23 protein-coding genes and 1 tRNA gene are annotated in these 26,626 nt (G+C 72.4%); 16 read left to right on the forward strand and 8 right to left on the reverse strand.

The window, feature by feature from the left end; all coding sequences use genetic code 11:
* Nucleotides 1-1,368, forward strand: coding sequence for an RICIN domain-containing protein (locus tag ACZ3IG_RS16700; RefSeq protein WP_467432628.1), 1,368 nt, complete (start codon nucleotides 1-3; stop codon nucleotides 1,366-1,368).
* Nucleotides 1,369-1,390: 22 nt separating this feature from the next.
* On the opposite strand, the gene ACZ3IG_RS16705 is transcribed toward ACZ3IG_RS16700, so the two are convergent.
* On the reverse strand, nucleotides 1,391-2,872 hold the full coding sequence (locus tag ACZ3IG_RS16705) for a S1C family serine protease (RefSeq protein ID WP_467432630.1): 1,482 nt from the start codon (nucleotides 2,870-2,872) through the stop codon (nucleotides 1,391-1,393).
* A 278-nt stretch (nucleotides 2,873-3,150) separates the two neighbouring features.
* On the opposite strand from ACZ3IG_RS16705, the gene ACZ3IG_RS16710 reads away from it, so the two are divergent.
* The 3 genes from ACZ3IG_RS16710 (at nucleotide 3,151) to ACZ3IG_RS16720 (ending at nucleotide 6,150) form a co-directional block, all read left to right on the forward strand.
* Complete coding sequence (locus tag ACZ3IG_RS16710) at nucleotides 3,151-3,978, forward strand: glycerophosphodiester phosphodiesterase (protein WP_467432632.1); 828 nt, start codon at nucleotides 3,151-3,153, stop codon at nucleotides 3,976-3,978.
* 144 nt (nucleotides 3,979-4,122) lie between these two features.
* Nucleotides 4,123-4,761: an ATP-binding protein gene (locus ACZ3IG_RS16715; RefSeq protein WP_467433140.1), complete on the forward strand. Its 639-nt coding sequence runs from the start codon at nucleotides 4,123-4,125 to the stop codon at nucleotides 4,759-4,761.
* A gap of 426 nt (nucleotides 4,762-5,187) precedes the next feature.
* Nucleotides 5,188-6,150 carry a DUF5926 family protein gene (locus ACZ3IG_RS16720; protein WP_467432634.1) on the forward strand — a complete coding sequence of 321 codons (963 nt, stop codon included), beginning with the start codon at nucleotides 5,188-5,190 and terminating at the stop codon, nucleotides 6,148-6,150.
* 298 nt (nucleotides 6,151-6,448) lie between these two features.
* Here ACZ3IG_RS16720 and ACZ3IG_RS16725 read toward each other — a convergent pair whose 3' ends face one another.
* Nucleotides 6,449-7,114 (reverse strand): bifunctional DNA primase/polymerase, encoded by a 666-nt coding sequence (locus ACZ3IG_RS16725; RefSeq protein WP_467432636.1) that lies wholly within the window; start codon nucleotides 7,112-7,114, stop codon nucleotides 6,449-6,451.
* 656 nt (nucleotides 7,115-7,770) lie between these two features.
* Between ACZ3IG_RS16725 and ACZ3IG_RS16730 the strand changes: the two genes are divergently transcribed.
* Nucleotides 7,771-9,165 carry a PP2C family protein-serine/threonine phosphatase gene (locus tag ACZ3IG_RS16730; RefSeq protein ID WP_467432638.1) on the forward strand — a complete coding sequence of 465 codons (1,395 nt, stop codon included), beginning with the start codon at nucleotides 7,771-7,773 and terminating at the stop codon, nucleotides 9,163-9,165.
* A gap of 124 nt (nucleotides 9,166-9,289) precedes the next feature.
* The gene (locus ACZ3IG_RS16735; protein ID WP_467432639.1) at nucleotides 9,290-10,747 is read left to right on the forward strand and encodes an aminopeptidase P family protein; all 1,458 of its coding nucleotides are present in this window, start codon (nucleotides 9,290-9,292) and stop codon (nucleotides 10,745-10,747) included.
* A 31-nt stretch (nucleotides 10,748-10,778) separates the two neighbouring features.
* Here ACZ3IG_RS16735 and ACZ3IG_RS16740 read toward each other — a convergent pair whose 3' ends face one another.
* Nucleotides 10,779-11,231 carry an ATP-binding protein gene (locus ACZ3IG_RS16740; RefSeq protein ID WP_467432642.1) on the reverse strand — a complete coding sequence of 151 codons (453 nt, stop codon included), beginning with the start codon at nucleotides 11,229-11,231 and terminating at the stop codon, nucleotides 10,779-10,781.
* A 353-nt stretch (nucleotides 11,232-11,584) separates the two neighbouring features.
* Between ACZ3IG_RS16740 and ACZ3IG_RS16745 the strand changes: the two genes are divergently transcribed.
* The 9 genes from ACZ3IG_RS16745 (at nucleotide 11,585) to ACZ3IG_RS16785 (ending at nucleotide 21,740) form a co-directional block, all read left to right on the forward strand.
* Nucleotides 11,585-12,427 (forward strand): hypothetical protein, encoded by an 843-nt coding sequence (locus ACZ3IG_RS16745; RefSeq protein WP_467432644.1) that lies wholly within the window; start codon nucleotides 11,585-11,587, stop codon nucleotides 12,425-12,427.
* Between the two features lie 112 nt (nucleotides 12,428-12,539).
* Complete coding sequence (locus ACZ3IG_RS16750; protein WP_467432645.1) at nucleotides 12,540-13,304, forward strand: YcnI family copper-binding membrane protein; 765 nt, start codon at nucleotides 12,540-12,542, stop codon at nucleotides 13,302-13,304.
* An 88-nt stretch (nucleotides 13,305-13,392) separates the two neighbouring features.
* A complete protein-coding gene (locus tag ACZ3IG_RS16755) occupies nucleotides 13,393-14,049 on the forward strand; it encodes an SCO family protein (RefSeq protein WP_467432648.1) in 657 nt (218 codons plus the stop codon).
* Nucleotides 14,046-14,543 carry a copper chaperone PCu(A)C gene (locus ACZ3IG_RS16760; protein WP_467432649.1) on the forward strand — a complete coding sequence of 166 codons (498 nt, stop codon included), beginning with the start codon at nucleotides 14,046-14,048 and terminating at the stop codon, nucleotides 14,541-14,543. The genes ACZ3IG_RS16755 and ACZ3IG_RS16760 overlap by 4 nt, the downstream gene beginning before the upstream one ends.
* Nucleotides 14,544-14,556: 13 nt before the next feature.
* Nucleotides 14,557-16,749, forward strand: a complete 2,193-nt coding sequence (locus ACZ3IG_RS16765) for a copper resistance CopC/CopD family protein (protein WP_467432651.1) — start codon at nucleotides 14,557-14,559, stop codon at nucleotides 16,747-16,749.
* Between the two features lie 8 nt (nucleotides 16,750-16,757).
* Nucleotides 16,758-18,047, forward strand: coding sequence for an iron uptake transporter deferrochelatase/peroxidase subunit (gene efeB / locus ACZ3IG_RS16770; protein ID WP_467432653.1), 1,290 nt, complete (start codon nucleotides 16,758-16,760; stop codon nucleotides 18,045-18,047).
* Between the two features lie 52 nt (nucleotides 18,048-18,099).
* Nucleotides 18,100-19,035 carry a prephenate dehydratase gene (gene pheA, locus ACZ3IG_RS16775; RefSeq protein ID WP_467432655.1) on the forward strand — a complete coding sequence of 312 codons (936 nt, stop codon included), beginning with the start codon at nucleotides 18,100-18,102 and terminating at the stop codon, nucleotides 19,033-19,035.
* A 594-nt stretch (nucleotides 19,036-19,629) separates the two neighbouring features.
* The gene (gene serS / locus ACZ3IG_RS16780) at nucleotides 19,630-20,907 is read left to right on the forward strand and encodes a serine--tRNA ligase (protein WP_467432658.1); all 1,278 of its coding nucleotides are present in this window, start codon (nucleotides 19,630-19,632) and stop codon (nucleotides 20,905-20,907) included.
* Complete coding sequence (locus ACZ3IG_RS16785; RefSeq protein ID WP_467432659.1) at nucleotides 20,904-21,740, forward strand: HAD family hydrolase; 837 nt, start codon at nucleotides 20,904-20,906, stop codon at nucleotides 21,738-21,740. The genes serS and ACZ3IG_RS16785 overlap by 4 nt, the downstream gene beginning before the upstream one ends.
* A 13-nt stretch (nucleotides 21,741-21,753) precedes the next feature.
* On the opposite strand, the gene ACZ3IG_RS16790 is transcribed toward ACZ3IG_RS16785, so the two are convergent.
* From ACZ3IG_RS16790 to ACZ3IG_RS16810, 5 genes are all read right to left on the reverse strand, one after another.
* Nucleotides 21,754-21,866, reverse strand: a tRNA-OTHER gene (locus ACZ3IG_RS16790).
* A gap of 290 nt (nucleotides 21,867-22,156) precedes the next feature.
* Complete coding sequence (locus ACZ3IG_RS16795; RefSeq protein WP_215169612.1) at nucleotides 22,157-22,876, reverse strand: ABC transporter permease subunit; 720 nt, start codon at nucleotides 22,874-22,876, stop codon at nucleotides 22,157-22,159.
* Nucleotides 22,877-22,887: 11 nt separating this feature from the next.
* The gene (locus ACZ3IG_RS16800; RefSeq protein WP_467432662.1) at nucleotides 22,888-23,799 is read right to left on the reverse strand and encodes an ABC transporter ATP-binding protein; all 912 of its coding nucleotides are present in this window, start codon (nucleotides 23,797-23,799) and stop codon (nucleotides 22,888-22,890) included.
* Nucleotides 23,800-23,851: 52 nt separating this feature from the next.
* Nucleotides 23,852-24,742, reverse strand: coding sequence for an ABC transporter permease (locus ACZ3IG_RS16805; RefSeq protein WP_467432664.1), 891 nt, complete (start codon nucleotides 24,740-24,742; stop codon nucleotides 23,852-23,854).
* On the reverse strand, nucleotides 24,735-25,715 hold the full coding sequence (locus ACZ3IG_RS16810; protein ID WP_467432666.1) for an ABC transporter ATP-binding protein: 981 nt from the start codon (nucleotides 25,713-25,715) through the stop codon (nucleotides 24,735-24,737). The genes ACZ3IG_RS16805 and ACZ3IG_RS16810 overlap by 8 nt, the downstream gene beginning before the upstream one ends.
* Before the next feature lie 292 nt (nucleotides 25,716-26,007).
* Here ACZ3IG_RS16810 and ACZ3IG_RS16815 point away from each other — a divergent pair, with 292 nt between their 5' ends.
* Complete coding sequence (locus tag ACZ3IG_RS16815) at nucleotides 26,008-26,571, forward strand: RNA 2'-phosphotransferase (RefSeq protein WP_467432668.1); 564 nt, start codon at nucleotides 26,008-26,010, stop codon at nucleotides 26,569-26,571.
* The last annotated feature ends 55 nt before the right edge of the window (nucleotides 26,572-26,626 follow it).

A 26,626-nucleotide genomic window follows, 5' to 3' on the forward strand; every position in this document is an offset into this window, starting at 1 on the left:
ATGGGACGGGGGCCCGATCCTGCGGCGGCACACAGCCCTGCGGAGTTCATGGAGCTGCTGCGGCAGTTACGCCGCTGGGCGGATATGAGCTACCGGCAACTGGAGCGCAACGCCACCGACGCCGGTGACGTGCTGCCGCGCGCGACGATCTCCGCCGCCCTCGGCCGCGACGACCTTCCCCGCGAGGAACTCCTGGCGGCCTATGTACGGGCCTGCGGTGGTGACGACGACACGGTGTCCGCTTGGGTCGATGCCCGTCGGCGCCTGTCCGTCTCCGGTGGCGGGACGCTGTCCGGAAACGGTGGCGGGACCACGGACGGAACCGGTGGCGGGACGACGGTCTGCCAGACGGCGGACGGCGAGACGCCGGCCGACCAGACGCCGGCCGACCAGACGGCGGCCGGCGGCGGCGGGACGCCGTCCGTCAGCGGGACGGCTCAGGACGCCGCCCCGGCCGCCGCCCCCGCCTCCGCGGATGACCGCGCCGGCGTCGGGGAAGCCGCTGCCGCCGAGTCGGCCCCGGGTCCCGGTCCGGCCGGTGAGGGCGGCGCGAGCGCGTCGGACGCCCCGTCCGGGCACGAGTCCACCTGGCGTCGGCAGGGCCCGCTGGTCGCGATCGCCGCCTGCACCGTCGTAGGGGTTCTCGTCCTCTCGCTGTGGCCGCACGACGACGAACCGGGCGATGAGCGTCGCGCGGAGCGCGGGCCGTCGAGTGCGCCGTCCGCCGGCACCGCCGCGCCCGACACCGCGTCGGAGCGGCCGTCCTCGTCCCCCACCGCCCGCCGCTCGGCCACGGCCGGGTCCGGGTCCAGGCCCGGGTCCGGTGCGCCGGTCTCCCCGGACGCCTCGCCCGCCGGTCACGAGGAGACGGCGGCCGGCCCCACTCCCACCGCGAGTACGACGCCGACGCGGGTCCTGGCGCAGTTGCCCGCGGCCGGACCGGCCGGCATCCACCCGGCGTCCGATCCGTCCCGATGCCTGACCGAGGGCCGTGAACGCAACGGGCGTACCGACCGTGAGATCGCCGTCCAGCACTCCTGCTCGGACGCCCCGCTGCCGCAGGTCCAGTTGGAGAAGGTGGGCGGGCAGACGTACCGCATCCAGTGGTACCACCCCGACGAGGGCACGGGCTGCCTGACGGTCGACGACGCCTCCGTGTCACCCGGCGCGCTGCTCTCTCCCCGGAACTGCGCCGGCAGTGACAGCCAGACGTTCCGCCTGGAGGCGTCCGGGGACGGCTTCCGGCTGCGGCCGGTGCACAGCGGGCTGTGCGTCGGGTTCCTGCCGCCGGTCGCCGACGGCGCGGAGGCCGTGCAGGCCGCCTGCACCGGTGCCCCCGACCAGGTCTTCACCTTCTCCCCGGCCTGAGGCACCGTGCGAGAGGGGCTGCTCAGTCGTCGCCGGTCTTGGAGCCCAGGGTGAGTTCCACCGTGTTCTCCTTGCCGTCGCGCTCGTAGGTGACCTTCACCTTGTCGCCGGGCTGGTGGGTCCAGATCTCGCCGATCAGGGTGGGGCCGCTGTCGATGACGTGGTCGTCCAGCTTGGTGATGACGTCGCCGGGCTTGAGGCCGGCCTTGTCCGCGGGGCCGCCGGACTCGACGGGCTCGGCGCCGCTGACGCCCTGCTCGGTGATCTGGGCGCCGTCGGCCGTCTCCTCCAGGGAGACGGACGCGCCGATCTTCGCGTACACCGGCTCACCGGTCTTGATCAGTTGCTGGGCGACGTACTTGGCCTGGTTGATCGGGATGGCGAAGCCGAGGCCGATGGAGCCGGCCTGGCCGGTGCCGCCGAGGCCGTTGCTCGCGGACTGGATCGCGGAGTTGATGCCGATGACGTTGCCCCGGGCGTCCAGCAGCGGGCCGCCGGAGTTGCCCGGGTTGATGGAGGCGTCGGTCTGCAGGGCGCTCATGTAGGACGCCTTGCTGGTGGCGCTGCCGTCGCTGGAGGCGACCGGGCGGTTCTTGGCGCTGATGATGCCGGTCGTCACCGTGTTGGACAGGCCGAACGGGGCGCCGATGGCGATCGTCGAGTCGCCCACGGCCACCTTGTCGGAGTCGCCGAGGGCGAGCGGGTTCAGGTTCGACGGCGTGTTCGCCAGCTTGATGACGGCGACGTCGTAGCCCTGGGCGTGGCCGACCACCGAGGCGTTGTACTTCTTCCCGTCCGGGAACGTGGCGGTGAGCTTGCCGCCGTCGACCGCCTCGGCCACCACGTGGTTGTTGGTCAGGATGTGGCCCTGCTTGTCGAAGACGAAGCCGGTGCCGGTGCCGCCCTCGCCGCTGGTGCTCTCGGCCTCGATGGTGACCGTGCTGGGCAGCGCCTTGGCGGCCACGCCCGCGATGGTGCCCGCGTCGCGCTTGACCGAGCCGCCGGTGTCGGAGGCGGAGACCGTGGTGGAACCCGAGTCGTTGTTCTCTGCCAGGGTGTAGCCGAGGCCACCGCCGAGGCCACCCGCCACCAGCGCGGCGACCAGGACCGCGGCGACCAGCCCGCCGCGCCCGCCGCCGGACTTCGGCGCGGGCTGCTGGTACGGGGCGCCCCAGCCGCCGCCGGAGCCGTCACCGCCGCCGAAGCCCACACCGCTCCCGGTGCCGGCGCCGCCGCCCGCGTACGGGGAGGCCGGCGGCGGGGGCGGCGGCCAGGAGGCGTCGGGGGCCGAGCCCTGCGCGGCCGCTCCGTAGGGCGCCGGTCCCTGCGCCGGGCCGCCTGGAGCGCCGGGGTGGCCCTGGGAGGCGCCGTTCGGCCCCGCGGGCGGCGTCGGCATGCCGCCCTGGGGCGCCGACGGCTGCGGGGAAGCTGCGGGAGAGTCCACCGGCACGGGAGGTGCGGACGGGGCCGGGGGTACCGCGGTGCCCTCGTTCTCGGTGCTCACAGCTTTTCTCCTCGGTCCATGGCTGTTGTTCGGTCCCACTGAGCAGCACTCAGCCACGCTCGTGCGCGTCGGCCCCGAGGGGCTCGACGCGGTGCAGCTGCGCATGTCTTTTTTGTATGCCCCAGCTTTTCCCACGGGCCGTCAGAGCACCATAAGCGGTCGCTGTGGGTCCGCGGCGATTTCTTACATAGGAAATGTAAGACATACCGGCCTGGATGCCCCGCCCGTGCCCCCCTGTCCGTCCCACACCCGTCCCCGCGCGGTGGCACCATGACGCGGTGACCCACGCACGACAGCACCGTATCCAGGTCGTCGCCCACCGCGGGGCCTCGGAAGAAGCCCCCGAGCACACCCTCGCCGCGTACACGAAGGCCATCGAGGAGGGTGCGGACGCCCTTGAGTGCGATGTGCGCCTGACGGCCGACGGGCACCTCGTGTGCGTCCACGACCGGCGCGTCAACCGTACGTCCAACGGGCGCGGCGCGGTCTCGGCGATGGAGCTGGCCGACCTGGCGGCGCTGGACTTCGGCTCCTGGAAGACGCGCGAGGCGTGGCGGGTCCGCGGCGAGGAGCCCCAGTGGGAGCACCGGCCGGAGGACCGGGAGGCGACCTCCGTACTCACCCTCGAACGGCTCCTGGAACTCGTCGCCGACGCGGGACGCAGGGTGGAGCTGGCCATCGAGACCAAGCACCCGACGCGCTGGGCGGGGCAGGTGGAGGAGCGGCTGCTGGCGCTGCTGAAGCGGTTCGGGCTCGACGCGCCGGCCGACGCGGACGAGACACGCGTGCGCGTGATGAGCTTCTCGGCGCGTTCGCTGCACCGGGTGCGGGCCGCCGCGCCGGCGCTGCCCACCGTCTACCTGATGCAGTTCGTCTCGCCCCGGCTGCGCGACGGGCGGCTGCCGGTCGGCGTCCGGATCGCGGGTCCCTCGGTACGGATCGTGCGCAGCCATCCCGCCTACATCGAGCGTCTGAAACGGGCCGGTCACCAGGTGCACGTATGGACCGTGAACGAGCCGGAGGACGTGGACCTCTGCGTGGGCCTCGGCGTCGACGCCATCATCACCAACCGGCCCCGCGCGGTCCTGGACCATCTCGGCCGCTGAGACCGCCGGAGCCAGCAGAGCCAGAGTCGGCAGAGTTAGCAGGGCCAGCAGGGCCAGCGGTCAAACCGGCGCATTCCAGCCATCCGATGACGCCTGGTTACGGGGAGTGCCCCGGCGCGTGCGATGCGCGGTCGCGTATGTCGAATGCGTCACCGGGCGGGGATCGGCCGGTTTCCGGTTCAGGCCAATGGGGCATCCACACCGTGGCGTGGGGCAAAGGAGGTCTCGGGGGTGGCGTTGGTGGTGGCACAGGAGGTGCCGACGTCGTCGAGCATGGCCGTTCCCCATGGCCCTTCGGGCGTGGGGGAAGCAAGACACCGCATGCGTGATCAGTTGCGCAGGAGCGGAGTCACGGAAGCGGTCATCGACGACGCCGTACTGATCCTTTCGGAACTCTTGAGCAATGCGTGCAAGCACGGCCGGCCCCTGGGTGACGCCCTGGCCGGAGACGGTGACGTACGTGCCGCCTGGCGGGTGGACGCCGGCGGCCGGCTCCTGGTCGAGGTGACCGACGGCGGCGGACCGACCCGTCCGGCCCCCGCGACCCCCTCGGTGACGGCACACGGGGGCCGTGGTCTCAACATCATCACCGCGCTGGCCGACGACTGGGGCGTCCGCGACGACGCCCGGGGCGAGGTCACGGTCTGGGTCGTCGTCCATGCGGATGTGTACGACCCGGACGCCGGGCACCGCCGCGACGACTTCGCCGCGCGGGTGGGCGCCCCGGCGGTGGCCGACATCCCGGGGCTGGACTTCGCGGACGCCTTCGACGATCTGGGCTGACGCGAACGCGACGAGCTGACGGCACGTCGCGCCGGCTCCTCGGTGTACGGGGGGCTGACGGAGGGCCGACGGGGGCGACGAGGGGCTGACGGGGGGCTGACGGGGGGCGGCTGACGGGAGCGATCGACACTTCGGCAGACGGGTCCGGCCATCCGGTTCGACCGGCACTTCGGCCGACGGCTCCGACCGACCGATGCGACCGATGCGACCGGCACTTCGGCCGACGGGTGCGGCGGACAGCCTGCCGGGCGTCCCGCGAAACCCGTGCCGTCGTCCACCGGCCCGGAGTTGTCCACAGCCCCGGAGTCGTGCACGGCCCCGGAGTCGTGCACAGCCCCGGAGTTGTCCACAGGTTCCCGTCGGCCACCGCCTGAACGGCTAGGCTCGCGCCCGTACGAGTAGAGCCGTAACCGGGAGACACCCACGATGGCCAAGAAGCGCCCCCAGACGAAGGCCAAGCGCCCTCAGCTCGATGCGGAGGTCCCGGTCGTCGGCGCCCGCGAGCCCTGCCCCTGCGGCAGCGGTCGCCGTTACAAGGCGTGTCACGGGCGGGCCGCCGCCCAGGCCGTGACCGAGCTGGTGCAGCGCCCGTTCGAGGGACTGCCCGGCGAGTGCGACTGGGTGGCGCTGCGCGAGCTGGTGCCGGCGGCGACGGCCGGGCTGCCGCTGAAGGGCGGCCTGCCCGAGGGCGTGCCGTCCGTGACCCTGGCGACGGTCCTGCCGATGGCCTGGCCGGCGCTGCGCCGCGACGACGGCTCGGTCCTGCTCGGGCTGCAGAACGACACGCCCTCCGGTGACATCAGCCGCGACCTGGCCGACACCCTCCAGCGGGCCCTGGGCGCCGAGCCGGGTACGCCGGTCCAGGCCCGCCGCGCACCGGCGGACGGGCCACGGCTCCAGGACCTGCTCGACGCCGACGGCGTTTTCGAGCCAGTGGTGCACGAGGGCTTCGAGTTCTGGGTCCCGGACGCGGAGAACGCCACGCCCGAGGTGGCCGCCTCCCTGGAGCGGGCCAACGCCGCGGCCATCCCGACCGTCCGGCTCCAGGGCGTCGACGCCGCCTACTGGTGCGAGACGCCGGAGAAGAACCACCTGCGCTGGGTCATGCCGCATGAGGAGGAGCGACTTCTGGACGCTCTCGCGCGGCTGCACGCGGCGGGCCGGTCGTCCCTCGGGGAGGGCACCCGGCTCGTCGGTTCCTTCCGCGCCCACGGGCTGATCGTGCCGGTCTGGGACCTGCCGAGCGCCGTCTCCGCGCAGGACGTCGAGAAGCCGGCGGCCGAGTTCGCCGAGCGCCTCGCCGAGGCCCTGGGCACGGACGCGCCGCTCACCGCCGAGGAGCGCCGGGCCCGTGGCGGTCTGACCAACCGGCAGGTCACGCTCAGCTGACGGCCGCCCCCGGGGTGGGTGACTCCGGTCACAACTCCCGGTCGGCGCAGGTCAGTCGATGACCGGAAACACAGAGACGGAATTTGCTAACCGCCGATCTCTTGTTACCGTTCCAGTAGCCCGGTTGCTGGTGCATCCCCCGTCGCCAGCAACCGGGCCTTTGCGCGTCCGGCGCCGTCCGGCACCGCACGGTGCCGTGCGGTGCCGTTCACGTTCAGCACCGCTCAGCGCCGTTCGTTCCGTCCTCGCACACCGAGCGCCCACGGCCGCGCGCCCCGCGGCCGTGCCGCCCCGCGCCCTACATCTCGGGCGCGCTCACACCCGTACGAGTCAGGGCGTCGACCACCGCGTCGACCACGGCCTCCACGTCGGGCACCCAGGGCGAGGACGAGCCGGGCAGCGGAGCCCGCTCCCAGCGGACGGGGCCCGCGCCGCACTCGGACGGGGGCAGGGCGAGATAGCCGCCCTCGCCGTGGAAGCGCAGGGAGCCGGGGACGAAGTCCTTGGCGTAGAGCAGCTCGCCCAACTGCTCCAGGGAGTACGGCTTGACGAGGATGGACCAGCGGGCCGGCGAGGCGACGACCGGGCCGAGCCGCATGCCCGTCCGGTCGAGCGCGGCCAGGGCGCGGGCGGCCGGCAGCGCGGGCAGGGACACGGCGCACGGGGCGTTGCCCCCGGTGGCCAGGATGATCGGGGCGGCCGGCCGGTTGGTCCACCACCAGCGCACCATGCGTCCGTCGGCGGTGGCCGCGAGCAGCCCCGGGTCGAAGGGGTGCGCGCCGGGCACCGTGCACTCCGGGTCGGGGCAGGAACAGCCGGAACGCCCCTCCGGATCCGCCGCCACGCCCGGGAGAACGGGCCACTGCCATTCCGTGGCGTAGGTCAGAGCCGCGCTGATCAGGTCAGGCCCCCCGTCACCGCGCCGGGACAGGAGCCTGCGTCGCCTTCCGAGGATCTCGCGCATGAGCGCTCGTTCCTTTCCGTTGCACGCCTGGCAACACCGAGGTCCACATCACACCATGTGTCGATCTCTTCACTGCGCGAATCACTTGCGCGCACTTTTGCGCGTATCTGTCGGCGCGTCACACCTTGCCGGGAGGCAAGGGGAACCCCTATGGGTCGAGCATCGGCTGCGTCCGCGGCCGGTCCGTCCATACTGCGTCGGGCAAAAGCATGGGCGTGGCGCGGGGGTGGCGGAGTCTGGCGTTTTGCCGTCCCGCGTATTTCTCTCCGCCTCCGCCACGGGAGGATGGGGCACGGTCGTCGGTGGATAGGACGCCCGGGTCCATCGCCAGGTTCCGGATGGTGCCGACCACCCGCCAACCACCCCTGGCTTTCACCGAGTACGTACCCATCACGACCGCTGTGACGCTCTGTGAAGCACCACCAGTCGACCGCAACAAGAGGTACTGCGGGGCGTTTTCCAGCCAACTTTGTTTCTTCGCACAACACAGACCAGGACGCCACTTACGCCTCATGGACACCAGGAATTCCAGCAGGACAATGCTGGACATCCCCTCACGAGTGCGTGTACATGTGGAGACACTGCCGGCGACGCAGAATGACATGGGGGTTTGCGATGCTTTTGAGCAGTAAGAGCCGGTCGGGAAGCCGACTGCCATGAACGCGCCGCACCCTCCGAAAGTGGCCGGAATCGATTCAACGGTTCCCTCACCCGCCCACACTGCCGCGCCCGTCCCGCCCGGCGCCCCGGCGGTCCGCCCGGCCGCTCCTGGCGCTCCCGGCGCCCTCCTCCAGGACCGCCTCGCCGGCTGGGTCTCCGACCTCACCACGCTGCACGAACTGACCGAGCGCCTGGTCCGCACCGGCACCCTCGCCGACGCCTTCGACGAACTGCTGCGCGCCGGAGCCGCCCTGGTGGGCGCGCGCCGCGGCCTGGTCGTCCTGGAGCCCGCCGACGGACTCGGCCCGGACACCTCGGCCGGCTTCGGCCTGGCCCGCGCCGACCTCGGGCACATCGAGACCGTGCCGCGCGCCTCACTGGCGTACGGACGGATCCTGGACGGGCTGCCGGTCGGCGAGGCCGGGATCGCCGAGCCCGACCTGCTCGCCGAGGAGGGACTCGACCCCCGCCACCGCGACGTCGCCGTCCGCCTCGGCTACGCCGCCAGCTACGCGCTCCCGCTGCGGACCGAGACCGCCGGCCGCCTCGGCGCCGCCGTATGGCTGTACGACGAGCCCGCCGAGCCGCGCGAGCGGCAGCGGCACCTGGCCGGGCTGTACGTCCGCTACGCCGCCGAACACCTGGACCGGCTCCGCGAACTGGAGCGCACGCGCGCGTGCATGGCCACGATCGCCGAGGAACTGCTCCCCGCGCGGCTGCCGCGCGCCCCCGGCGTCCGGCTCGCCGCCCGGCACCGCACCGGCCCGCGCGGCGGCGGCGACTGGTACGACGCGCTGCCGCTGCCGGACTCCGCGCTCGGCCTGTGCGTCGGCTCCGTCACCGGCTCCGGACCCGGCGCGCTGGCCGCGATGGGCCGGATGCGGGCCTCCCTGCGGGCGTACGCCGTGATGGAGGGCGAGGACCCGGTCGCCGTCCTGTCCGACCTGGAGCTGCTGCTGCGGCTCACCGAGCCCGCCCGCACGGCCACCGCCCTGTTCGGCTACTGCGAGCCCGCGCTGCGCCGGATCACGCTGGCCGGCGCCGGGCACAGCCCGCCGCTGCTGACCGGGGAGCGGCGCACGGAGTTCGTGGAGACCTCCGTCTCCGCGCCGCTGGGCATGCTGGCCTGCTGGGAGGCGCCGAGCGTGGAGGTGTGCGCCGCCCCCGGGGAGACAGTGCTGCTGTACACCGACGGGCTGCTGCGCCGTACCGGCGACCCGGTCGACCGCGCCTTCGCCCGCCTGCACGCGGCCGCCGCCGGGGTCCCCCGGGCCAGACGGCACGATCCGGACGCGGTCGCCGAGCACGTCCTGCGCACCGTGCTGCCGGACGGGCTGGACGAGGCGGACTCCGAGGAGGACGTGGTGCTGCTCGCCGTCCGCTTCGAGTAGCCGCCGCGGGAGCGGCGGCAGCGGCCCTCCCGGCCGCCGGTGTAACAGGTCCTCGCGCCCTTGGCCCCCTTCCGTACGACCGTACGATGGGGGGTGGTCCAGTGCCGTAACAAGGAGGATGACCGTGTCGGAGGAGCTGCCGGAGACCCCGGAGACCGCTGAGGAAGAGCCGATCAAGCAGCGCAAGAACGGCCTGTACCCGGGCGTGTCCGACGAGCTCGCCGAGAACATGAAGTCCGGCTGGGCCGACACCGAGCTGCGCGGCCTGGAGCCGATCGCCCAGGCCGCCGAGACCGCCGCCCGCCGCGCCGCGCTGTCCGCCCGCTTCCCCGGCGAGCGCCTGGTGATCCCCGCGGGCAACCTGAAGACCCGTTCCAACGACACCGAGTACGCCTTCCGCGCCTCCGTCGAGTACGCGTACCTCACCGGGAACCAGACCGAGGACGGCGTCCTGGTGCTGGAGCCCGAGGGCGAGGGCCACACGGCCACGATCTACCTGCTGCCGCGCTCCGACCGGGAGAACGGCGAGTTCTGGCTGGACGGCCAGGGCGAGCTGTGGGTCGGCCGCCGTCACTCCCTCACCGAGGCGGAGAAGCTGTACGGCATCCCCGCCTCCGACGTGCGCGAGCTGGCCGGCAAGCTGCGCGAGGCCACCGGCCCGGTCCGCGTCGTGCGCGGCCACGACGCCGGCATCGAGGCCGCGCTGACCGACAAGGTCACCGCCGAGCGCGACGAGGAACTGCGCGTCTTCCTCTCCGAGGCCCGCCTGGTGAAGGACGGGTTCGAGATCGGTGAGCTGCAGAAGGCGGTCGACTCGACCGTGCGCGGCTTCGAGGACGTCGTGAAGGTGCTCGACAAGGCGCAGGCGACCAGCGAGCGCTACATCGAGGGCACGTTCTTCCTCCGCGCGCGCGTGGAGGGCAACGACGTCGGCTACGGCACCATCGCCGCCGCCGGCCCGCACGCCTGCACCCTGCACTGGGTCCGCAACGACGGCCCGGTCCGCTCCGGCGACCTGCTGCTGCTCGACGCGGGCGTGGAGACGCACACGTACTACACCGCGGACGTCACGCGCACGCTGCCGGTCGGCGGCCGCTACAGCGACATCCAGAAGAAGATCTACGACGCCGTGTACGAGGCCCAGGAGGCCGGTATCGCGGCGGTGAGGCCGGGCGCCAAGTACCGCGACTTCCACGACGCGGCGCAGCGGGTGCTGGCCGGGAAGCTGGTCGAGTGGGGGCTCGTCGAGGGCCCGGTCGAGCGGGTGCTGGAGCTGGGGCTGCAGCGCCGCTGGACGCTGCACGGCACCGGCCACATGCTCGGCATGGACGTCCACGACTGCGCCGCCGCGCGCGTGGAGACGTACGTGGACGGCACGCTGGAGCCCGGCATGGTGCTGACCGTGGAGCCGGGCCTGTACTTCCAGGCCGACGACCTGACCGTGCCCGAGGAGTACCGGGGCATCGGCGTCCGGATCGAGGACGACATCCTGGTCACCGCCGACGGCAACCGGAACCTGTCGGACGGGCTGCCGCGCCGCTCCGACGAGGTCGAGGCGTGGATGGCCTCGCTCAAGGGCTGACGCGACGGTGAGGGCCGGGCGTGTCCGGCCCTCACACCGCCACGAGCGGTGCGTCGTTCCGCCACTTGATGATCTTGTCGAAGCTCACCACCGCGCCGCCGCGCGCCGTCGCGCTGCCGATGTGGACATGGTCGGCGAGTTCCCGGATGAGGCACAGCCCCCGGCCGTGCTCGGCGTCGGCGGGCGCCGGCGCCGGCCGGGACGGGCGGCCCGCGGTGAAGCCGGGCCCCGAGTCGGTGACCTCGATGCGGCACCGCTCGCCGTCCAGGTAGGCCGTGACGCGGTAGGCCGCGGAAGGGGCGCCGTGCGCGCCGTCCCCGCCGTGCTCGACGGCGTTGGCACACGCCTCGGTGAGGGCGACGGAGAGGTCGTAGGAGATGTCGGGGTCGACGCCCGCCGTCTCCATGGCGCCGAGGAGCAGGCGGCGGGCCAGCGGCACGCTCGCAGCCTCGCGCCGCAGATGGAGTGACCACCAGATGCTCATGCTCCACCAGCCTCCCGGGCGCGGCTCGACATACCGTTACGTATTGCCCGGCGTGCCCGGCCGTAAGCGCGCGGTTGACGTGAGACCGCCCGTACGGCGGATGCGCCCCGACGGCCACCGGTGTATGCGGGGCTCGCGCACCGGGGTGCCAGTGACCCGAGTCGGATCTCCGACTCGGGTCATCAGGAGCTTCCGGGGCTCTCGGGGCTTCCGGGGCTCTCGGGGCTTTCGGGGCTCCTGGAAACGGCGTGTGCGCGAGGGCGCGCTCCACCAGACGGGGACCTTCCGGTCGTACGGCATCTTGCGGACCTGGCGCACGGTGCGGGTGGGTCCAGTGCGATGATGAGCCCGCCATGACTGCCTCCCACCCGCCTACGGCGCGCTCCGGGAACGACCTCCGGATCCTGCGGGCCGCGGTGTTCGCCGCGGTCTGCGTCGTGCTGGCCGGGGCGGGGCACACGCTCGCCTCCCGCGCCGGTGTCCCGTGGTGGTCGCTGGGCGCCGGGTTCCTCGGGGTGGTCGTGGTCGCGGCACCGCTCGCCGGGCGGGAGCGGTCGCTCCCCGGTATCGCGGCGCTGCTCGCGGCCGGACAGACGGCGCTGCACGCGCTGTTCGGGCTCGGCCAGCACGGCGCCGCGGCCACTGACACGACGGCCACGGCCACGGCCGCGACGACGGACGCCACGCTGGTGCAGCAGGCGGCGCGGCTGGTGTGCGGGACCACCGCGGCGGCGCTCAGCCCGGCGCAGGCGCAGCGCATCCTCAGCGACGCGCGGATCCGGCCGGACGCCGCCGACGCCACCGTCCACGCGGCCCACCACCCGGCGGACGCCCTGTCGGCCGCCGTCGGCTCCCCCGCCGCCCTGCTGCCGTCCCTGCCGATGCTCCTGGGCCACCTCCTGGCGGCGATGGCCGCCGGCTGGCTGCTGCGCCGCGGGGACCTGGCCCTGGCCCGGCTCATGGAGCTGTCGGCGCACTCCGCGCACCTCGTCACCGAGGGCGCGCTCGTACGCTCCCTGCGCGCCGCGCTCGCCCTGGTACGCGTCCTGTGCGCCGGGCTGCCGGGCGCACCGGACGAGGCCGCGCGCCTGCCGCGTACGGCCCTGCTCGCCGTGGTCCGGCCCTGTACCACCGCACTCCAGCACACGGTGATCCGGCGCGGACCGCCCAGCGCCGCGTTGGTTCTCGCCGCCTGACACGACGCGACCGCCGCTCCGCCCGCCGGTGGAGGGGGACGCCGTCGTGCGGCACGCGCGCGTGCGCGCGCTCCCCCGTCACCTGCACATCGAGAGAAGCGGAGTGCTTTTCATGAAGGCTTCCCGTATCGCCGCCGTCGGCGCCGTCGCCGGCACCGCCGTGCTCGTCCTGTCCTCGCCCGCCTTCGCGCACGTCACCGTGCAGCCGGAGGGCGAGGCCGCCAAGGGCGGTTACGCGGTCGTCGACTTCAAGGTCCCCAACGAGCGGGACAACGCCTCCACCACCAAGCTGGAGGTCACCATGGACACCGACCACCCGCTGGCCTCGGTGATGCCGCAGCCGGTCGAGGGCTGGGACATCAAGACCACCAAGAGCAAGCTGGACGAGCCGGTCGAGTCGCACGGCGAGAAGCTCACCGAGGCAGTCACCAAGGTGACGTGGACGGCGACCGGCGACGGTATCGAGCCGGGCTACTTCCAGAAGTTCCCGGTTTCCATCGGCGCGCTGCCCGAGGACTCCGACGAACTGGTGTTCAAGGCGATCCAGACGTACTCCAACAAGGAGGTCGTGCGCTGGATCGAGGTGCAGCAGGAGGGCCAGGAGGAGCCCGACACCCCGGCCCCCGTGCTCGAACTGACGGCCGCCGAGGACGGCTCCGCCGACGCCCACGGCTCCTCCGCCGACGCCCACGGTTCCTCCGCCGCGGCGGCCGACGACACCGAGGCGGCGGCCGAGACCACCGAGGCCGCCTCCGACGACTCCGCCGGTTCCACCGACACCACCGCCCGCGTCCTGGGCGTCGTCGGCATCGTCGTCGGCGCGGCGGGCGTGGCCTACGGCGTGCTCGCCGGACGCCGGCGCTCCACCACCGCCTGAGGCGGCCCGTACGTCCGGTGCGCGCCGGGGACCCGACGGTCCGGGCCCCGGTGCGCGCCGGAACACTTCACAACTGGGACATTTCTCTATGCGCAAGAAGACGTTCGCCACGGCTGCCGCCCTGCTCGCCGCCGCCTCCCTGACCCTCACCGCCTGCGGCGGCGGCGACGAATCCGCCGACTCTCCGGTCACCGTGGTCTCCGAGGACACCTCGCAGCAGGCCGCCACCGTGCTCGACCAGCCCTTCGACAAGCCGGATCTGGTGCTCACCGACACCAAGGGCGAGAAGTACGACCTCCGCGAGGAGACGGCCGGCAAACCGACCCTGATCTACTTCGGCTACACCAACTGCCCCGACGTGTGCCCCCTGACGATGAACAACATCGCCGTGGCCAAGAAGCAGCTGTCCCAGGCGGAACAGGACGAGCTGCGCGTCGTGTTCGTCACCTCCGACCCCGAACGGGACACCCCCGCCGCACTCGGCAAGTGGCTCAAGGGCATCGATCCGCAGGTCGTCGGGCTGACCGGCGACTTCGACACCATCCAGGCCGGCGCCCGCACCCTCGGCATCTCCATCGACCCGGCCACCAAGGACAAGAACGGCAAGGTCGTCTCCACCCACGGCACCCAGGTCGTCGCCTTCTCCCCGAAGACCGACAAGGGGTACGTGCTGTACGGCGAGGACGCCACGGTGGACGACTACACCGAGGACCTCCCCGAGCTGATCAAGGGGGAGAAGCCGTGAGCCACCGCCCCGCCCTGGGCGCGGTACTGCTGGCCGGTGCCCTCGCCCTCACGGGATGCGGGGCCGGCGGCTCGGGCGACGCCGACCTCTCGGTCAGCGCCGCCTACATGCCGCGGCCCGTCTCCGACACGATGGCGGCCGGCTTCCTGACCATCACCAACGACGGTGACGCCGGGGACGAGCTGACCTCGGTCACCAGCGACGCCGGCGAGGTGACCGTGCACGAGACCGTCGACGGCGCCATGCGGCAGGTCGACAGCCTCCCGATCCCGGCCCACGGCAGCCTCGCCCTGCGGAGCGGCGGCGACCACCTGATGTTCGAGAAGCTGAAGCAACGGCCCGAGGAGGGCCAGACGCTCTCCGTCGAGCTGCACTTCGCCGGCTCCGACCCCGTCACGGTCGAGATGCCGGTGAAGTCCGCCACGTACCGGCCCGGCACCGCCGACGCCGGACACGCGGGGCACGGCACACCGTCCGAGCACTCCAGTCACTGAGGGAGGGACCACCTTGACGCGGACCATCGCCCCACGCGTGCGGACACTGGTGCTGCTGTTCGTGGCCGTGGCCGGCGCGCTGCTCGCCACCGCCGCCCCGGCCTCCGCGCACGCCGCGCTGACCGGCAGCGATCCCCAGCAGGGGGCGGTGGTCGACCGGGCCCCGGCCCGGGTGTCGCTGACGTTCTCCGAGAGCGTCTCCATGGACGACGACGCACTGCGCGTCCTCGACCCCAAGGGTGAGCGCGTCGAGGACGGCGCGCCCACCAACGTCGGCGGCACCACGTACGGCGTCGCCCTCCACTCCGGGCTGCCGGACGGCACCTACACGGTGACCTACCAGGTCGTCTCCGCCGACAGCCACCCCGTCTCCGGCGCCTTCACCTTCTCCATCGGCGCCCCCTCCGAGACCTCGGTACCGGCCACCGCCCAGGGGGCCGGCGGCGGGATCGTCGGCCGGCTGTACGGCCTCGGCCGCTATGTGTCCTACGCCGGCTTCGCCGTGCTGGTCGGCGGCGCCGCCTTCGTCCTCGCCTGCTGGCCGCGCGGCTCGGGCGTGCGGAGCGTACAGCGCCTGGTCGTCTCCGGGTGGCTCGCGCTGACCGCCGCCACCCTCGCCATGCTCCTGCTGCGCGGCTCCTACACCGGTTCCGGGAAGGCCGCCGACATCGTCGACCTGGAACTGCTCGGCCAGGTCCTCCAGACCAAGACGGGCGCCGCCCTGGTCTCCCGGCTGCTGCTGCTCGCCGCGGCGGCCCTGTTCGTCGCCGTGCTCTTCGGCGCCCACGACCGGCGCGAGGACCAGGAGAAGCGGGACCTGACCTTTGGGCTCGCCGTCGGCGGGACGGTCGTCGCGGCCGGCCTCGCCGCCACCTGGGCCATGGCCGAGCACGCCTCGGTCGGCCTCCAGCCCGGCATCGCCATGCCGGTCGACGTCGTCCACCTGCTGGCCGTCGCCGCCTGGTTCGGCGGGCTCGCCACCCTGCTGGTCGCCCTCTACAAGGCACCCGCCGACAACCCGGTCGACACCACCGCCGTGCGCCGCTTCTCCCAGGTCGCCTTCGGCAGTGTGGTCGCCCTGGTGATCACCGGTACGTACCAGTCCTGGCGCCAGCTGGGGTCCTGGTCGGCACTGACCGACACCCGGTACGGACAGCTGCTGCTCGCCAAGATCGCGCTGGTGGCGGTGCTGGTCGGCATCGCGTACCTGTCCCGGCGCTGGACGGCGCGGCTGGCCGGGACGGCGGGCGACGTACCCCGTCCCCGGGAGGAGGAACGGTCCGGGGCAGCCGGTACCACGACGGCCGGCAAGACAGCCGCCCCGGCGTCCACCACGGCATCCCCCACGACCTCCGCCAAGGCGTCCACCGGCACAGCCGCCGAGAAGACGTCCGGTACGGCATCCGGCCCGACGTCCGGCCCCACGTCCGCTGCGGACTCGGACCCGACGTCCACCGCGGACTCCAGCCCGATGTCCACCACGGCGTCCAGCGGAGCGTCCGCCAAAGCCTCGGGCCGGGCATCCGACACCGCCTCCAGTGACGCGTCCGCCCCAGCCGCCGACGGGGCATCCGCCCCGGCGTCCGCCGCGCGGCGCACGGGCGGGGTCAAGCCCGTGGGCAACGCCAAGCGCGCCGCACAGCTCGCCCGGCAGCGGGCCGCCGTGGACGCCGCGCGGCAGAAGCGGCTGCGTGACGGCGACCCCCACCGCTTCGGCCTGCGCCGCTCCGTCCTCGCCGAGGCCGGCGTCGCCGTCGTCCTGCTCGCCGTCACCACCGTCCTGACCCAGACCGAGCCGGGACGGACCGAGCAGGAGGCGGCGGCCGCCACTTCGTCCGCCGGCTCCGCCGACGCCTCGGCGACCGGGGCCGTGACCCTGGACATGCCCTTCGACACCGGCGGCGAGGACGGCAAGGGCGTGGTCCGGGTCGAGGTGGGCCCCGCCCGGGTGGGCGCCAACGACGTGCACGTCTACGTCGAGGACCCGGAGGGCCGTGCCGTCGACATCCCCGAGGTGAAGCTCGCCTTCACCCTGGGGAGCAAGGACATCGGGCCGCTGCCCGTCGCCCCCGACCACATCACCACCGGACACTGGTCGGCGAGTGAGGTGCAGCTCCCCATGGCCGGCGACTGGGAGGTCGCCGCGACCGTGCGGACCTCCGACATCGACCAGGTGACCGTCTCCAAGAACGCGCAGATCGGCTGAACCGCATCATGGCTGACCAGTCCATCCCGGAGGCCCGTACCCCCGAGGCCCCGGCCGTCGAAGAGACCCCCGCCGCCCCGGAGGGCGTCTCGCGGCGCCGGCTGCTCACCACCGCCGGCGCCACCGGGCTCGTGCTCGGCGCCGGCGGCGGTGCCGTCGGCTACGCCGCCGCGCCCTCCGGGGCGACGCCGCTGACCTCGCTGGGCGAGGAGCAGGTGCCGTTTCACGTGAAACACCAGCCCGGCATCACCACCCCCGCCCAGGCCCGCGGCCATCTCGTCGCCTTCGACCTGGCGGCGGGCGCCGGACGCAAGGAGGCGGCCGCGCTGCTGCGCCGCTGGTCCGACACCGCCCGGCGGCTGATGGCGGGTGAACCGGCCGGTTCCGGCGACACGGACGTGGCCCGCGACGCCGGGCCGTCCTCCCTCACCGTCACCTTCGGGTTCGGCCACAGCTTCTTCGGCCGGACCGGCCTGGAGAAACAGCGCCCGGTCTCCCTCGACCCGCTCCCCGACTTCTCCTCCGACCACCTCGACAAGAACCGCAGCAACGGCGACCTGTGGGTGCAGATCGGGGCCAACGACGCCCTGGTCGCCTTCCACGCCCTGCGCGCCCTCCAGAAGGACGCCGGATCGGCCGCCCGCGTCCGCTGGCAGATGAACGGCTTCAACCGGTCGCCGGGCGCCACCGCCCACCCCATGACCGTGCGCAACCTCATGGGCCAGGTCGACGGCACCCGCAACCCCAAGCCGTCCGAGGCCGACTTCGACCGGCGGATCTGGGTGCCGGAGTCCGGCTCGGGCGACCCGGCCTGGATGGCGAACGGCTCCTACGTCGTCGTACGCCGCATCCGCATGCTTCTCGACGACTGGGAGGAACTGTCGGTCAAGGAGCAGGAGGACGTCATAGGGCGCCGCAAGTCCGACGGGGCGCCGCTGTCCGGGGGCGGCGAGACGACCGAGATGGACCTGGAGAAGACCGACAGGGCCGGGAACCTGATCGTCCCGATCAACGCCCACGCCCGCATCACCCGCCCCGACCAGAACGGCGGCGCGGCCATGCTCCGCCGGCCCTTCTCCTACCACGACGGCTTCGACGCGGACGGCGTCCCGGACGCCGGTCTGCTGTTCATCTGCTGGCAGGCCGACCCCCTGCGCGGCTTCGTGCCCGTACAGCGGAAGCTGGACCGGGGGGACGCCCTGTCGACGTTCATCCGGCACGAGGCCAGCGGCCTGTTCGCGGTGCCGGGCGGCGCGGCGGAAGGGGAGTACGTGGGGCAGCGGCTGCTGGAGGGGTGAGGGCCGTCCGCTCGGCACACGGGGCGGCGGCAGGGCACATTAGGGTGAGGTCATGCCAGCCAGCTACGCGTATCTCGGTCCCGAGGGCACCTTCACCGAAGTCGCCCTGCGCACCCTCCCGGAGGCGGCGACCCGCGAGCTGGTGCCGTACGTCTCCGTCCAGTCCGCGCTCGACGCGGTGCGCGGCGGAGAGGCCGAGGCGGCGTTCGTGCCGATCGAGAACTCCGTCGAGGGCGGCATCACCACCACCCTCGACGAGCTGGTCTCCGGCCAGCCGCTGATGATCTACCGCGAGGTGCTGCTGTCGATCACCTTCGCGCTGCTGGTACGCCCCGGCACCAAGCTGTCGGACGTCAAGACGGTCACCGCCCACCCGGCCGCCCAGCCGCAGGTGCGCAACTGGCTGAAGGCCCATCTCCCGGAGGCCGACTGGGAGTCGGCCGCCTCCAACGCGGACGGCGCCCGCCTGGTCCAGGAGGGCCGCTACGACGCCGCCTTCGCCGGCGAGTTCGCCGCGCCCCGCTACGGTCTGGAGGCGCTGGAGACCGGCATCCACGACTCGCCGCACAACGCCCAGACCCGGTTCGTGCTGGTGGGCCGTCCCGCCCGGCCGGCCGCGCCGACCGGCGCCGACAAGACGTCCGTCGTGCTGTGGCAGCGCGACGACCATCCCGGCACCCTGCGCGATCTGCTGGGCGAGTTCGCCACCCGGGGCATCAACCTCATGCTGCTCCAGTCCCGGCCCACCGGCGCCGGCATCGGCAACTACTGTTTCTGCGTCGACGCCGAGGGACACATCTCCGACCGGCGGATGTCCGAGGCGCTCATGGGGCTCAAGCGGGTCTGCCTCCAGGTGCGGTACCTCGGCTCCTACCCGCGCGCGGGCGTCGGTCCCGGCGAGACGGGCGACCGGTTCCCGGGGACCTCGGACGAGGAGTTCGTGGCGGCGGCGGAGTGGGTCGCGCGGTGCCAGGACGGCCGGTTCTGACGGTCAGTGGCGGGAGACCCTGACGGTCGTATCTGCTGATCTTAGTTATCCACAGGCGTTATCCACAGGTCCTCATCTCGACCTGAGGACAAGTCGACAACGACGTCCCATTCGGTCGACAAATCCCCCTTCAGGGCATATCTCCATCCACAGAGCCGCAGGTCACCCTTCGTCTACCTGTTTCTCACCTCTCATCCTCCGGAGTGACGCGTTTCCACTCGTAAGTGGCCCTTCCGAAGGTTTGGAAGAGGAATTCATCGTCCCGGATGTCCGATTAGGAATGATCACTTCCGCAGTCCACAGAACTTCCGCACAGCCTGTGGATAACTCTCCGGGGGTGTGGATCCCTGTGGACAGCGAGGCCCCAAGTCCCGCTCCGCGCAAGGCGATCAGGTCAACCCACCGCTTCGCACCTGCCCCGTTCCAGGGAATGAGACGCTTTTCATTGACCTCCGCGGACCGTCGCGAAGCGCCTCGGTCAATGTCGCGGAGCGCCTCGGTCAATGCTCGCGGAGCGCCTCGGTCAATGCTCGCGGAGCGCCTCGGTCAATAGTGAGTCGAACGCCGTCACCGGGCACCGGTAGCCTTGACCGTGTGATTGACCTTCGCCTGCTCCGTGAGGACCCCGACCGTGTGCGCGCTTCCCAGCGTGCCCGTGGAGAGGACGTCGCGCTCGTCGACTCCCTCCTTTCCGCCGACGAGCGGCGCAGGTCGTCCGGCGTCCGCTTCGACGAGCTGCGCAACGAGCAGAAGGGGCTCGGCAAGCTCATCGGCAAGGCCACCGGAGACGAGAAGGCCGAGCTGCTGAAGCGCGCGAGCCAGCTCGCCGCCGACGTCAAGGCCGCCGACGCCGAGCGCGACGCCGCCGACGCTCAGACCCAGGAACTGCTCCAGAAGCTCGGCAACCTGGTCCACCCCGACGTCCCCGTGGGCGGCGAGGAGGACTTCGTCACGCTGGAGACGCACGGCACGCACCGCGACTTCGCCGCCGAGGGCTTCGAGCCCAGGGACCACCTGGAGCTGGGCCAGCTCCTCGGCGCCATCGACGTCGAGCGCGGCGCCAAGGTCTCCGGCTCCCGCTTCTACTTCCTCACCGGCGTCGGCGCGCTGCTGGAGCTGGCCCTGGTCAACGCGGCGATCGCGCAGGCCACCGCCGCCGGCTTCACGCCGATGCTGACCCCGGCGCTGGTCCGCCCGCAGTCGATGGCCGGCACCGGCTTCCTCGGCCAGGCCGCGCAGGACGTCTACCACCTCGACAAGGACGACCTGTACCTGGTCGGCACCTCCGAGGTGCCGCTGGCCGCGTACCACATGGACGAGATCATCGACGCCGAGCGGCTGCCGCTGCGCTATGCCGGCTTCTCGCCCTGCTTCCGCCGCGAGGCCGGTTCGCACGGCAAGGACACCCGGGGCATCTTCCGCGTCCACCAGTTCGACAAGGTCGAGATGTTCTCCTACGTCCTCCCCGAGGACGCGCAGGCCGAGCACCAGCGCCTGCTGGAGTGGGAGAAGCAGTGGCTGACCTCGCTGGAGCTGCCGTTCCGCGTCATCGACGTGGCCTCGGCGGACCTCGGCGCCTCGGCCGCCCGCAAGTTCGACTGCGAGGCGTGGATCCCGACCCAGGGCAAGTACCGCGAGCTGACCTCGACCTCGGACTGCACCGAGTTCCAGTCGCGGCGCCTGTCGATCCGGGTGCGCGAGGACAAGAAGGTGCGTCCGCTGGCCACGCTCAACGGCACGCTGTGCGCCGTACCGCGCACCATCGTGGCGCTCCTGGAGAACCACCAGCAGGCCGACGGCTCGGTCCGCGTCCCCGAGGTGCTGCGCCCGTACCTGGGCGGCCGGGAGGTCCTGGAGCCGGTGGCCAAGTGAGCGCCGCCGTCTCCGCCACGGGTTCCGCCCGCTTCCCGTACCGGCTGGTCGCGACCGACCTCGACGGCACGCTGCTGCGCTCCGACGACTCCGTCTCCGCGCGCACCCGGGACGCGCTCGCCGCCGCCACCGCGGCGGGCGCCGCCCACATCGTGGTGACCGGCCGCGCGGTCCCCTGGACCCGGCACGTCCTCGACGACCTCGGGTACGACGGGCTGGCCGTCTGCGGACAGGGCGCGCAGGTGTACCACGCCGGGGAGCACCGGCTGCTCACCTCGGTCACGCTGGACCGCCAGCTGGCCGGGGTCGCGCTGGCGAAGATCGAGGCGGAGACGGGGCCGCTGTACCTGGCGGCCAGCCGCGACGGTCTGGACGGTGAGGTGCTGGCCGGGCCCGGGTACGCGGTCGGCGGCGGTCTGCCGGCGATCCCGTTCACAGACGCCTCCGACCTGTGGTCGGCCCCGCTGAACAAGATCTACATCCAGCATCCGACGCTGTCGGACGACGAGCTGGCGGAGGTGGCCCGGCGGACGGCGGGCGGTTTCGTCACGGTCGTCATGGCGGGTGCCGGGATCGTCGAGCTGCTCCCGCTGGGCCTGTCCAAGGCCACCGGCCTGTCGCTGGCGGCCCGCCGCCTGAAGCTGACGGCCGCGGACACGATCGCCTTCGGCGACATGCCCAACGACCTACCGATGTTCGGCTGGGCGGCGCGGGGCGTGGCGATGGCCAACGCCCACGCCGAGCTGAAGGCGGTGGCGGACGAGGTGACGTCCTCGAACGACGAGGACGGTATCGCGGTGGTACTGGAGCGGTTGCTCGACGGCCTCGGCTGATCGCCGTCGTCGGCGGAGGATGCACGGATCGAACGTGCGCGGGCTTTCCAGGCCCGACCGCGGCCCGCTCCCGGTCTGTTCAGGACACGGGGGCGGGCCGGTGCCTTTCCACTCGGCCAATCCTCCGGGTGGGCGGTCCACGCGGTCGCGGTGCGCGCCGCGTGCTCGAAGCGACCGCCCCGGGCGGCTTCCCTTGTACGGCGGGCTCGACGGAGGGTGGCTACTCCGGAGCCCGCCGCGGGCCGCCCTGTCGGGAGCCGGACGGACTGTCGTACAGGGACATCGCCCCGCTCCTCTCCCGGTCCGCGGCGTCCCCGCGACGCGCGGGGCTCGAACATGACACGAGTGTGCGGGAACGGGCAGGCCGGGCGCCACCGATTAAACCGGACGCCCGGCCGCTGCTTACCGGCTCCGGCTCACTCCTCCCCGGCGAGGGTCAGCGCGCGCAGCTTCTGTCCGGCGTACCAGGTGGCGAGCACGGTCACCAGGACCAGCAGGACCGTCGCGGTGGTCAGGCCGACGTCGGAGGTCACCAGTTCGCCGCCGGCGATGTTCTGGGCGACGGCGAGCGACCACTGCTGGACGCTGAGGGTGCGGGCGCCGGGCACCAGGGAGCCGAAGAGGGCCTCCCAGACCAGCGCGTAGACCAGGCCGAACACCACCGCGTGCCGGGAGACCGTGCCGAGCAGCAGGAACAGCGCGGCGTAGGCGATGGAGGCGACCAGCGCGGCGACCGTGTAGGCGACGGCGATCTGCTGGCCGTTGCCGTTGAGGATCAGGCCGGCGAGCAGGGTGGGCAGCGCGGAGAAGACCATCGTGACGGCGATGGCGACGATCAGCTTGGTGAAGATGATCGTCGGCCGCTTGAGCGGCTTGGACAGCAGGTACACCACCGAGCCGTCGTCGATCTCCGGGCCGATGGCGCCGGTGCCGGCGATGACGCCGATGATCGGCACCATCGTGGCGAGCGCGAAGCCGCCGAGGACGTCGGAGGCGGTCTGGTCGTCGGCGCCGGTCAGGGCGCGTACCGCGACCGCGATGACGAGCAGCAGCAGGGGCAGGGCGCCCAGGATGAGGGCCCGGCGGCGGCCGAGCAGGGCCCGGTAGGTGAGCCGGGCGACTGTGGGGTCGTACATTTCTCGGCCTCCTACGCCGCGACGAGATACGAGAAGACGGACTCGAGGGACTCGTCGGAGGGCGAGACCGTGAGCAACCGGATGCCGTGGTCCCGGGCGACCTTGGGCAGCAGGGTGGTGAACCGGGCGAAGTCGACGGCCTGGACGCGCAGCGCGCCCTCGGCGTGGTCGACCTCGATGCCGGAGGTCGACGGGTCGGCGATCAGCGCGGCGGCCAGTGCCCGGTCGTCGCTGGAGCGGACCAGGTAGCGGTGCGGGCGGTCGGTCATCAGGCGGCGGATACGGCGGAAGTCGCCGCTGGCCGCGTGGCGACCGGCGACGATGACCTCGATGTGCCAGGCGAGCTGTTCGACCTCTTCGAGGATGTGCGAGGAGAACAGCACCGTGCGGCCCTCGTCGCCCATGCGGCGCAGCAGGTCCATCAGCTGCATGCGCTGGCGCGGGTCCATGCCGTTGAACGGCTCGTCGAGCAGGAGGAGCGAGGGGTCGTGCACGAGGGCGCTCGCCATTTTCACGCGCTGGCGCATGCCCTTGGAGTACGTGGCGATCTTGCGGTCCTGCGCGTACTCCATCTGTACGGTGGCCAGGGCGCGCTGGGCGGCCTTGGCGCCGAGGCCGTGGAGTTCGGCGTTGGCGAGGACGAACTCCTTGCCGGTGAGGAAGTCGTACATCGCCTCGCGTTCGGGGACGATGCCGATGTGCCGGTAGATGGCCTCGTTGCGCCAGACCTGCTGTCCGTCGAGGGTGACGGTGCCGGTGGAGGGGGCGAGGAAGCCGCCCATCATGTTGATGAGGGTGGACTTGCCCGCGCCGTTGGGGCCGAGGAGGCCGGTGACGCCGGGGCCGATCGTCATGGTGATGTCGTTGACGGCGACCACGTTGCCGAACCAGCGGGAGACGTGGTCGATGGAGAGAGTGGTCATGGGCGCGGCCCATTCGTCGTAGGGGTGGTGGTGGGCGACGGGTCGGGCGTGGTCACAGGCCCACCTTCTTGTAGCGGCGGATCAGCAGGCCGTAGGCGCCGGCGATCAGGCCGAGGGTGACGAGGACGTAGACCAGGCCCTCCGCGGTTCCGGGGCCGTGGCCGCCGGGGAAGGCGGAGGTGGCGCCGAGGAAGGCGGACTGCACGCCGTCGATGAGGGTGATCGGCGAGAACAGGCCGATCCAGGCGATGGCGCCGGTGCTGTCCTGGACGTCGGCGATGGCCTGGAGGGTGGAGACCGCGCCGTAGGTGATGGTCAGGACGGCGATGACGGCGGCGATGCCGAAGCCGCGGCGCGGGGTGACCGAGGCGATGACCAGGCCGATGCCGGCGAAGAGCAGCGAGAGCAGTGCCACGGAGACCAGTCCCTGCGCGAATCCCTTCGTCTGGTCGGCGAAGTCGAGTTTGGCGAGCAGAGCGCCCACGTACAGGACGATCAGCGGAGCGGTCGTCAGGACGAACAGGGCCGAGGCGAGGGCCGCGTACTTGGCGCGGACGTAGTCGGAGGTCTCGATCGGCCGGGAGAAGTAGAGCGGCACGGTCTTGAACCGCAGGTCGCGGGAGACCGCCTGGGGGGCCTGGGAGGCGATGTAGAGGCTGATCACGGCCTGGAGGACGATCGCGTACCGCGTGTAGTCCAGGGGCAGTTCCTTGGACTTGGCGAAGACGGCGACGGCCACCATGATGCCGGCGGGCAGGCACATGACGACGAACAGCAGCATCGGCAGCACCTTGGACTTGACCGAGCGGCCGAGGCCGTAGGCGCCGCGCAGGGACTGCGAGTAGAGCGAGCGGCGGGCGTAGGCGCGGCCGAGGCGGGGGCCGTCGTAGGCGCGGTAGCCGATGTTGTGGATGCGGGTCTGGTCGACCAGGGGTTCAGCCACGGTGGACCGCCTCCTTGCGCTGTGCGGCAGCGTCGTCGCTGTCCTTGAAGACCTCCGAGATGTGGTGCCGGCGCTGCTCCATGCGGACCAGGCCCAGGCCGAGGCCGGCGATCACGTCGCGGATCACGTCGTACGTCTCGTCGCCGGTGGCGGTCAGCAGCAGCACGTGGCCCGCGCCGGGCAGGCCGCTGCCGTCCTCGACGGTGATCCCGCGCGCGTGGAGCGCGTCGCGCACCGCGCGGGTGCCGTCCGGGTGCTCGTCGGTGTCGGTGACCTCGACGGCGAGGGTGGTGGTGGACTGGGTGAAGTCGGTGGTGGAGCTGGAGCGCAGCAGCTTGCCGCCGTCCACGACGACGACGTGGTCGCAGGTGCGTTCCAGTTCGCCCAGCAGGTGGGAGGTGACCAGGACCGAGATGCCGAAGTCGGTGTGGATGCGGCGGATGAGGCCGAGCATCTCGTCGCGGCCGACCGGGTCGAGACCGTTGGTCGGCTCGTCGAGGAAGACCAGCTGGGGGTCGTGGACCAGGGCCTGGGCGAGCTTCACGCGCTGCTTCATGCCGGTGGAGTAACCGCCGATGGGGCGGTAGCGCTCCTCGTAGAGGCCGACGTGGCGCAGGGTGTCGGCGGTGCGTTCGCGCGCGGCGGCGGGCGGCAGGCCGGACATGCGGGCCATGTGCACGACGAACTCGGTGGCCGAGACGTCGGGCGGCAGGCAGTCGTGCTCCGGCATGTAGCCGACCCGTTCCCGGATGGCGGCTCCCTTGGTGGCCACGTCGAGTCCGAGCACTTCGGCACGGCCCTCGCTGGCGGGGGACAGACCCAGCAGGATCTTGATCAGGGTGGACTTGCCGGCGCCGTTGGCCCCGACGAGTCCGGTCACACCGGCTCCGATGTCCACGGAGAGACGGTCGAGCGCGGTCACCCGGGGGAACCGCTTGCTCAGGCTTTCGGTCGCGATCACAGTCACGTCCATGACGGTAGTGACGCGCGCCTCATCGGTCGTCAGACCGAGGGGTCGTCTTGGCATCCGACTCCAGGCGTACGGGATCTCAGGGGGAGCCCTGCCTGAGGGCTACGGCGAGCGGCACGGGACCGGGGGCCGCCGGGAGCCCTCTGCTGTGCGACGGCCGGTTCTTCCCCTCGATGGGCACCGGTTCTCCACAGGCGGGCCCAATTCCCCTGTGGATAACACCACTTCGCTGTGGACCAAACCTGTGCGGGGAAATCGTTCGCGTGATGCGCGTCTCTTTCGGCACTCTGAACAGGTGAACGAAGACGACAAGAGGAGCACGGCCGACAGACGCACCGTGAAGGTGTCGACGTATCTGTCCAAGCATCTGCGTCACCAGCCCGAACGCATCGGGCTCACCCTCGACGAGGGCGGCTGGACCGAGATCGACGCGCTCATCGCGGCGGCCACCGCCCACGGTTTCCCCCTCTCCCGCGAGGAGCTGGACCACGTGGTCGCCACCCATGACAAGCGGCGCTTCGTGGTCGGGGGCACCCGCATCCGTGCCAGCCAGGGGCACAGCGTCGGCGTGGACCTCGGCCTGCCCCCGGCGGTCCCGCCGCCGTACCTGTACCACGGCACGGTCGCCCGTCACCTGGACGCCATCCGGGCCGAGGGACTCCGGCCGATGAACCGGCATGCCGTGCATCTCTCGCCCGACCGGGAGACCGCCACCCGGGTCGGCGCCCGCCGCGGCCGACCGGTGGTCCTGCCGGTGGACGCCGCCGCGATGCACCGTGACGGCCATGTCTTCCAGGTCAGCGCCAACGGGGTGTGGCTGACGGAGGCCGTGCCGCCGCGGTATCTGCGCTTCTTCTGACGGGGCCCCGGCAGGCGGGGTTTCACGTGAAACAGGGGACGCCGCTTAGGCTCGG

Source organism: Streptomyces sp. NPDC016677 (assembly GCF_055562815.1).

Bases quoted from the DNA above. Each gene is read 5' to 3' on its own strand.
- ACZ3IG_RS16725 (WP_467432636.1), bottom strand. From the start codon at position 7,114: ATGCGCGAGATCCTCGGAAGGCGACGCAGGCTCCTGTCCCGGCGCGGT.
- ACZ3IG_RS16740 (WP_467432642.1), bottom strand. From the start codon at position 11,231: ATGAGCATCTGGTGGTCACTCCATCTGCGGCGCGAGGCTGCGAGCGTG.
- ACZ3IG_RS16800 (WP_467432662.1), bottom strand. From the start codon at position 23,799: ATGACCACTCTCTCCATCGACCACGTCTCCCGCTGGTTCGGCAACGTG.
- ACZ3IG_RS16795 (WP_215169612.1), bottom strand. From the start codon at position 22,876: ATGTACGACCCCACAGTCGCCCGGCTCACCTACCGGGCCCTGCTCGGC.
- ACZ3IG_RS16700 (WP_467432628.1), top strand. From the start codon at position 1: ATGGGACGGGGGCCCGATCCTGCGGCGGCACACAGCCCTGCGGAGTTC.
- ACZ3IG_RS16755 (WP_467432648.1), top strand. From the start codon at position 13,393: ATGCGCAAGAAGACGTTCGCCACGGCTGCCGCCCTGCTCGCCGCCGCC.
- ACZ3IG_RS16750 (WP_467432645.1), top strand. From the start codon at position 12,540: ATGAAGGCTTCCCGTATCGCCGCCGTCGGCGCCGTCGCCGGCACCGCC.
- ACZ3IG_RS16745 (WP_467432644.1), top strand. From the start codon at position 11,585: ATGACTGCCTCCCACCCGCCTACGGCGCGCTCCGGGAACGACCTCCGG.
- efeB (WP_467432653.1), top strand. From the start codon at position 16,758: ATGGCTGACCAGTCCATCCCGGAGGCCCGTACCCCCGAGGCCCCGGCC.
- ACZ3IG_RS16730 (WP_467432638.1), top strand. From the start codon at position 7,771: ATGAACGCGCCGCACCCTCCGAAAGTGGCCGGAATCGATTCAACGGTT.
- pheA (WP_467432655.1), top strand. From the start codon at position 18,100: ATGCCAGCCAGCTACGCGTATCTCGGTCCCGAGGGCACCTTCACCGAA.
- ACZ3IG_RS16715 (WP_467433140.1), top strand. From the start codon at position 4,123: ATGCGTCACCGGGCGGGGATCGGCCGGTTTCCGGTTCAGGCCAATGGG.
- ACZ3IG_RS16810 (WP_467432666.1), bottom strand. From the start codon at position 25,715: ATGGACGTGACTGTGATCGCGACCGAAAGCCTGAGCAAGCGGTTCCCC.
- ACZ3IG_RS16720 (WP_467432634.1), top strand. From the start codon at position 5,188: ATGGCCAAGAAGCGCCCCCAGACGAAGGCCAAGCGCCCTCAGCTCGAT.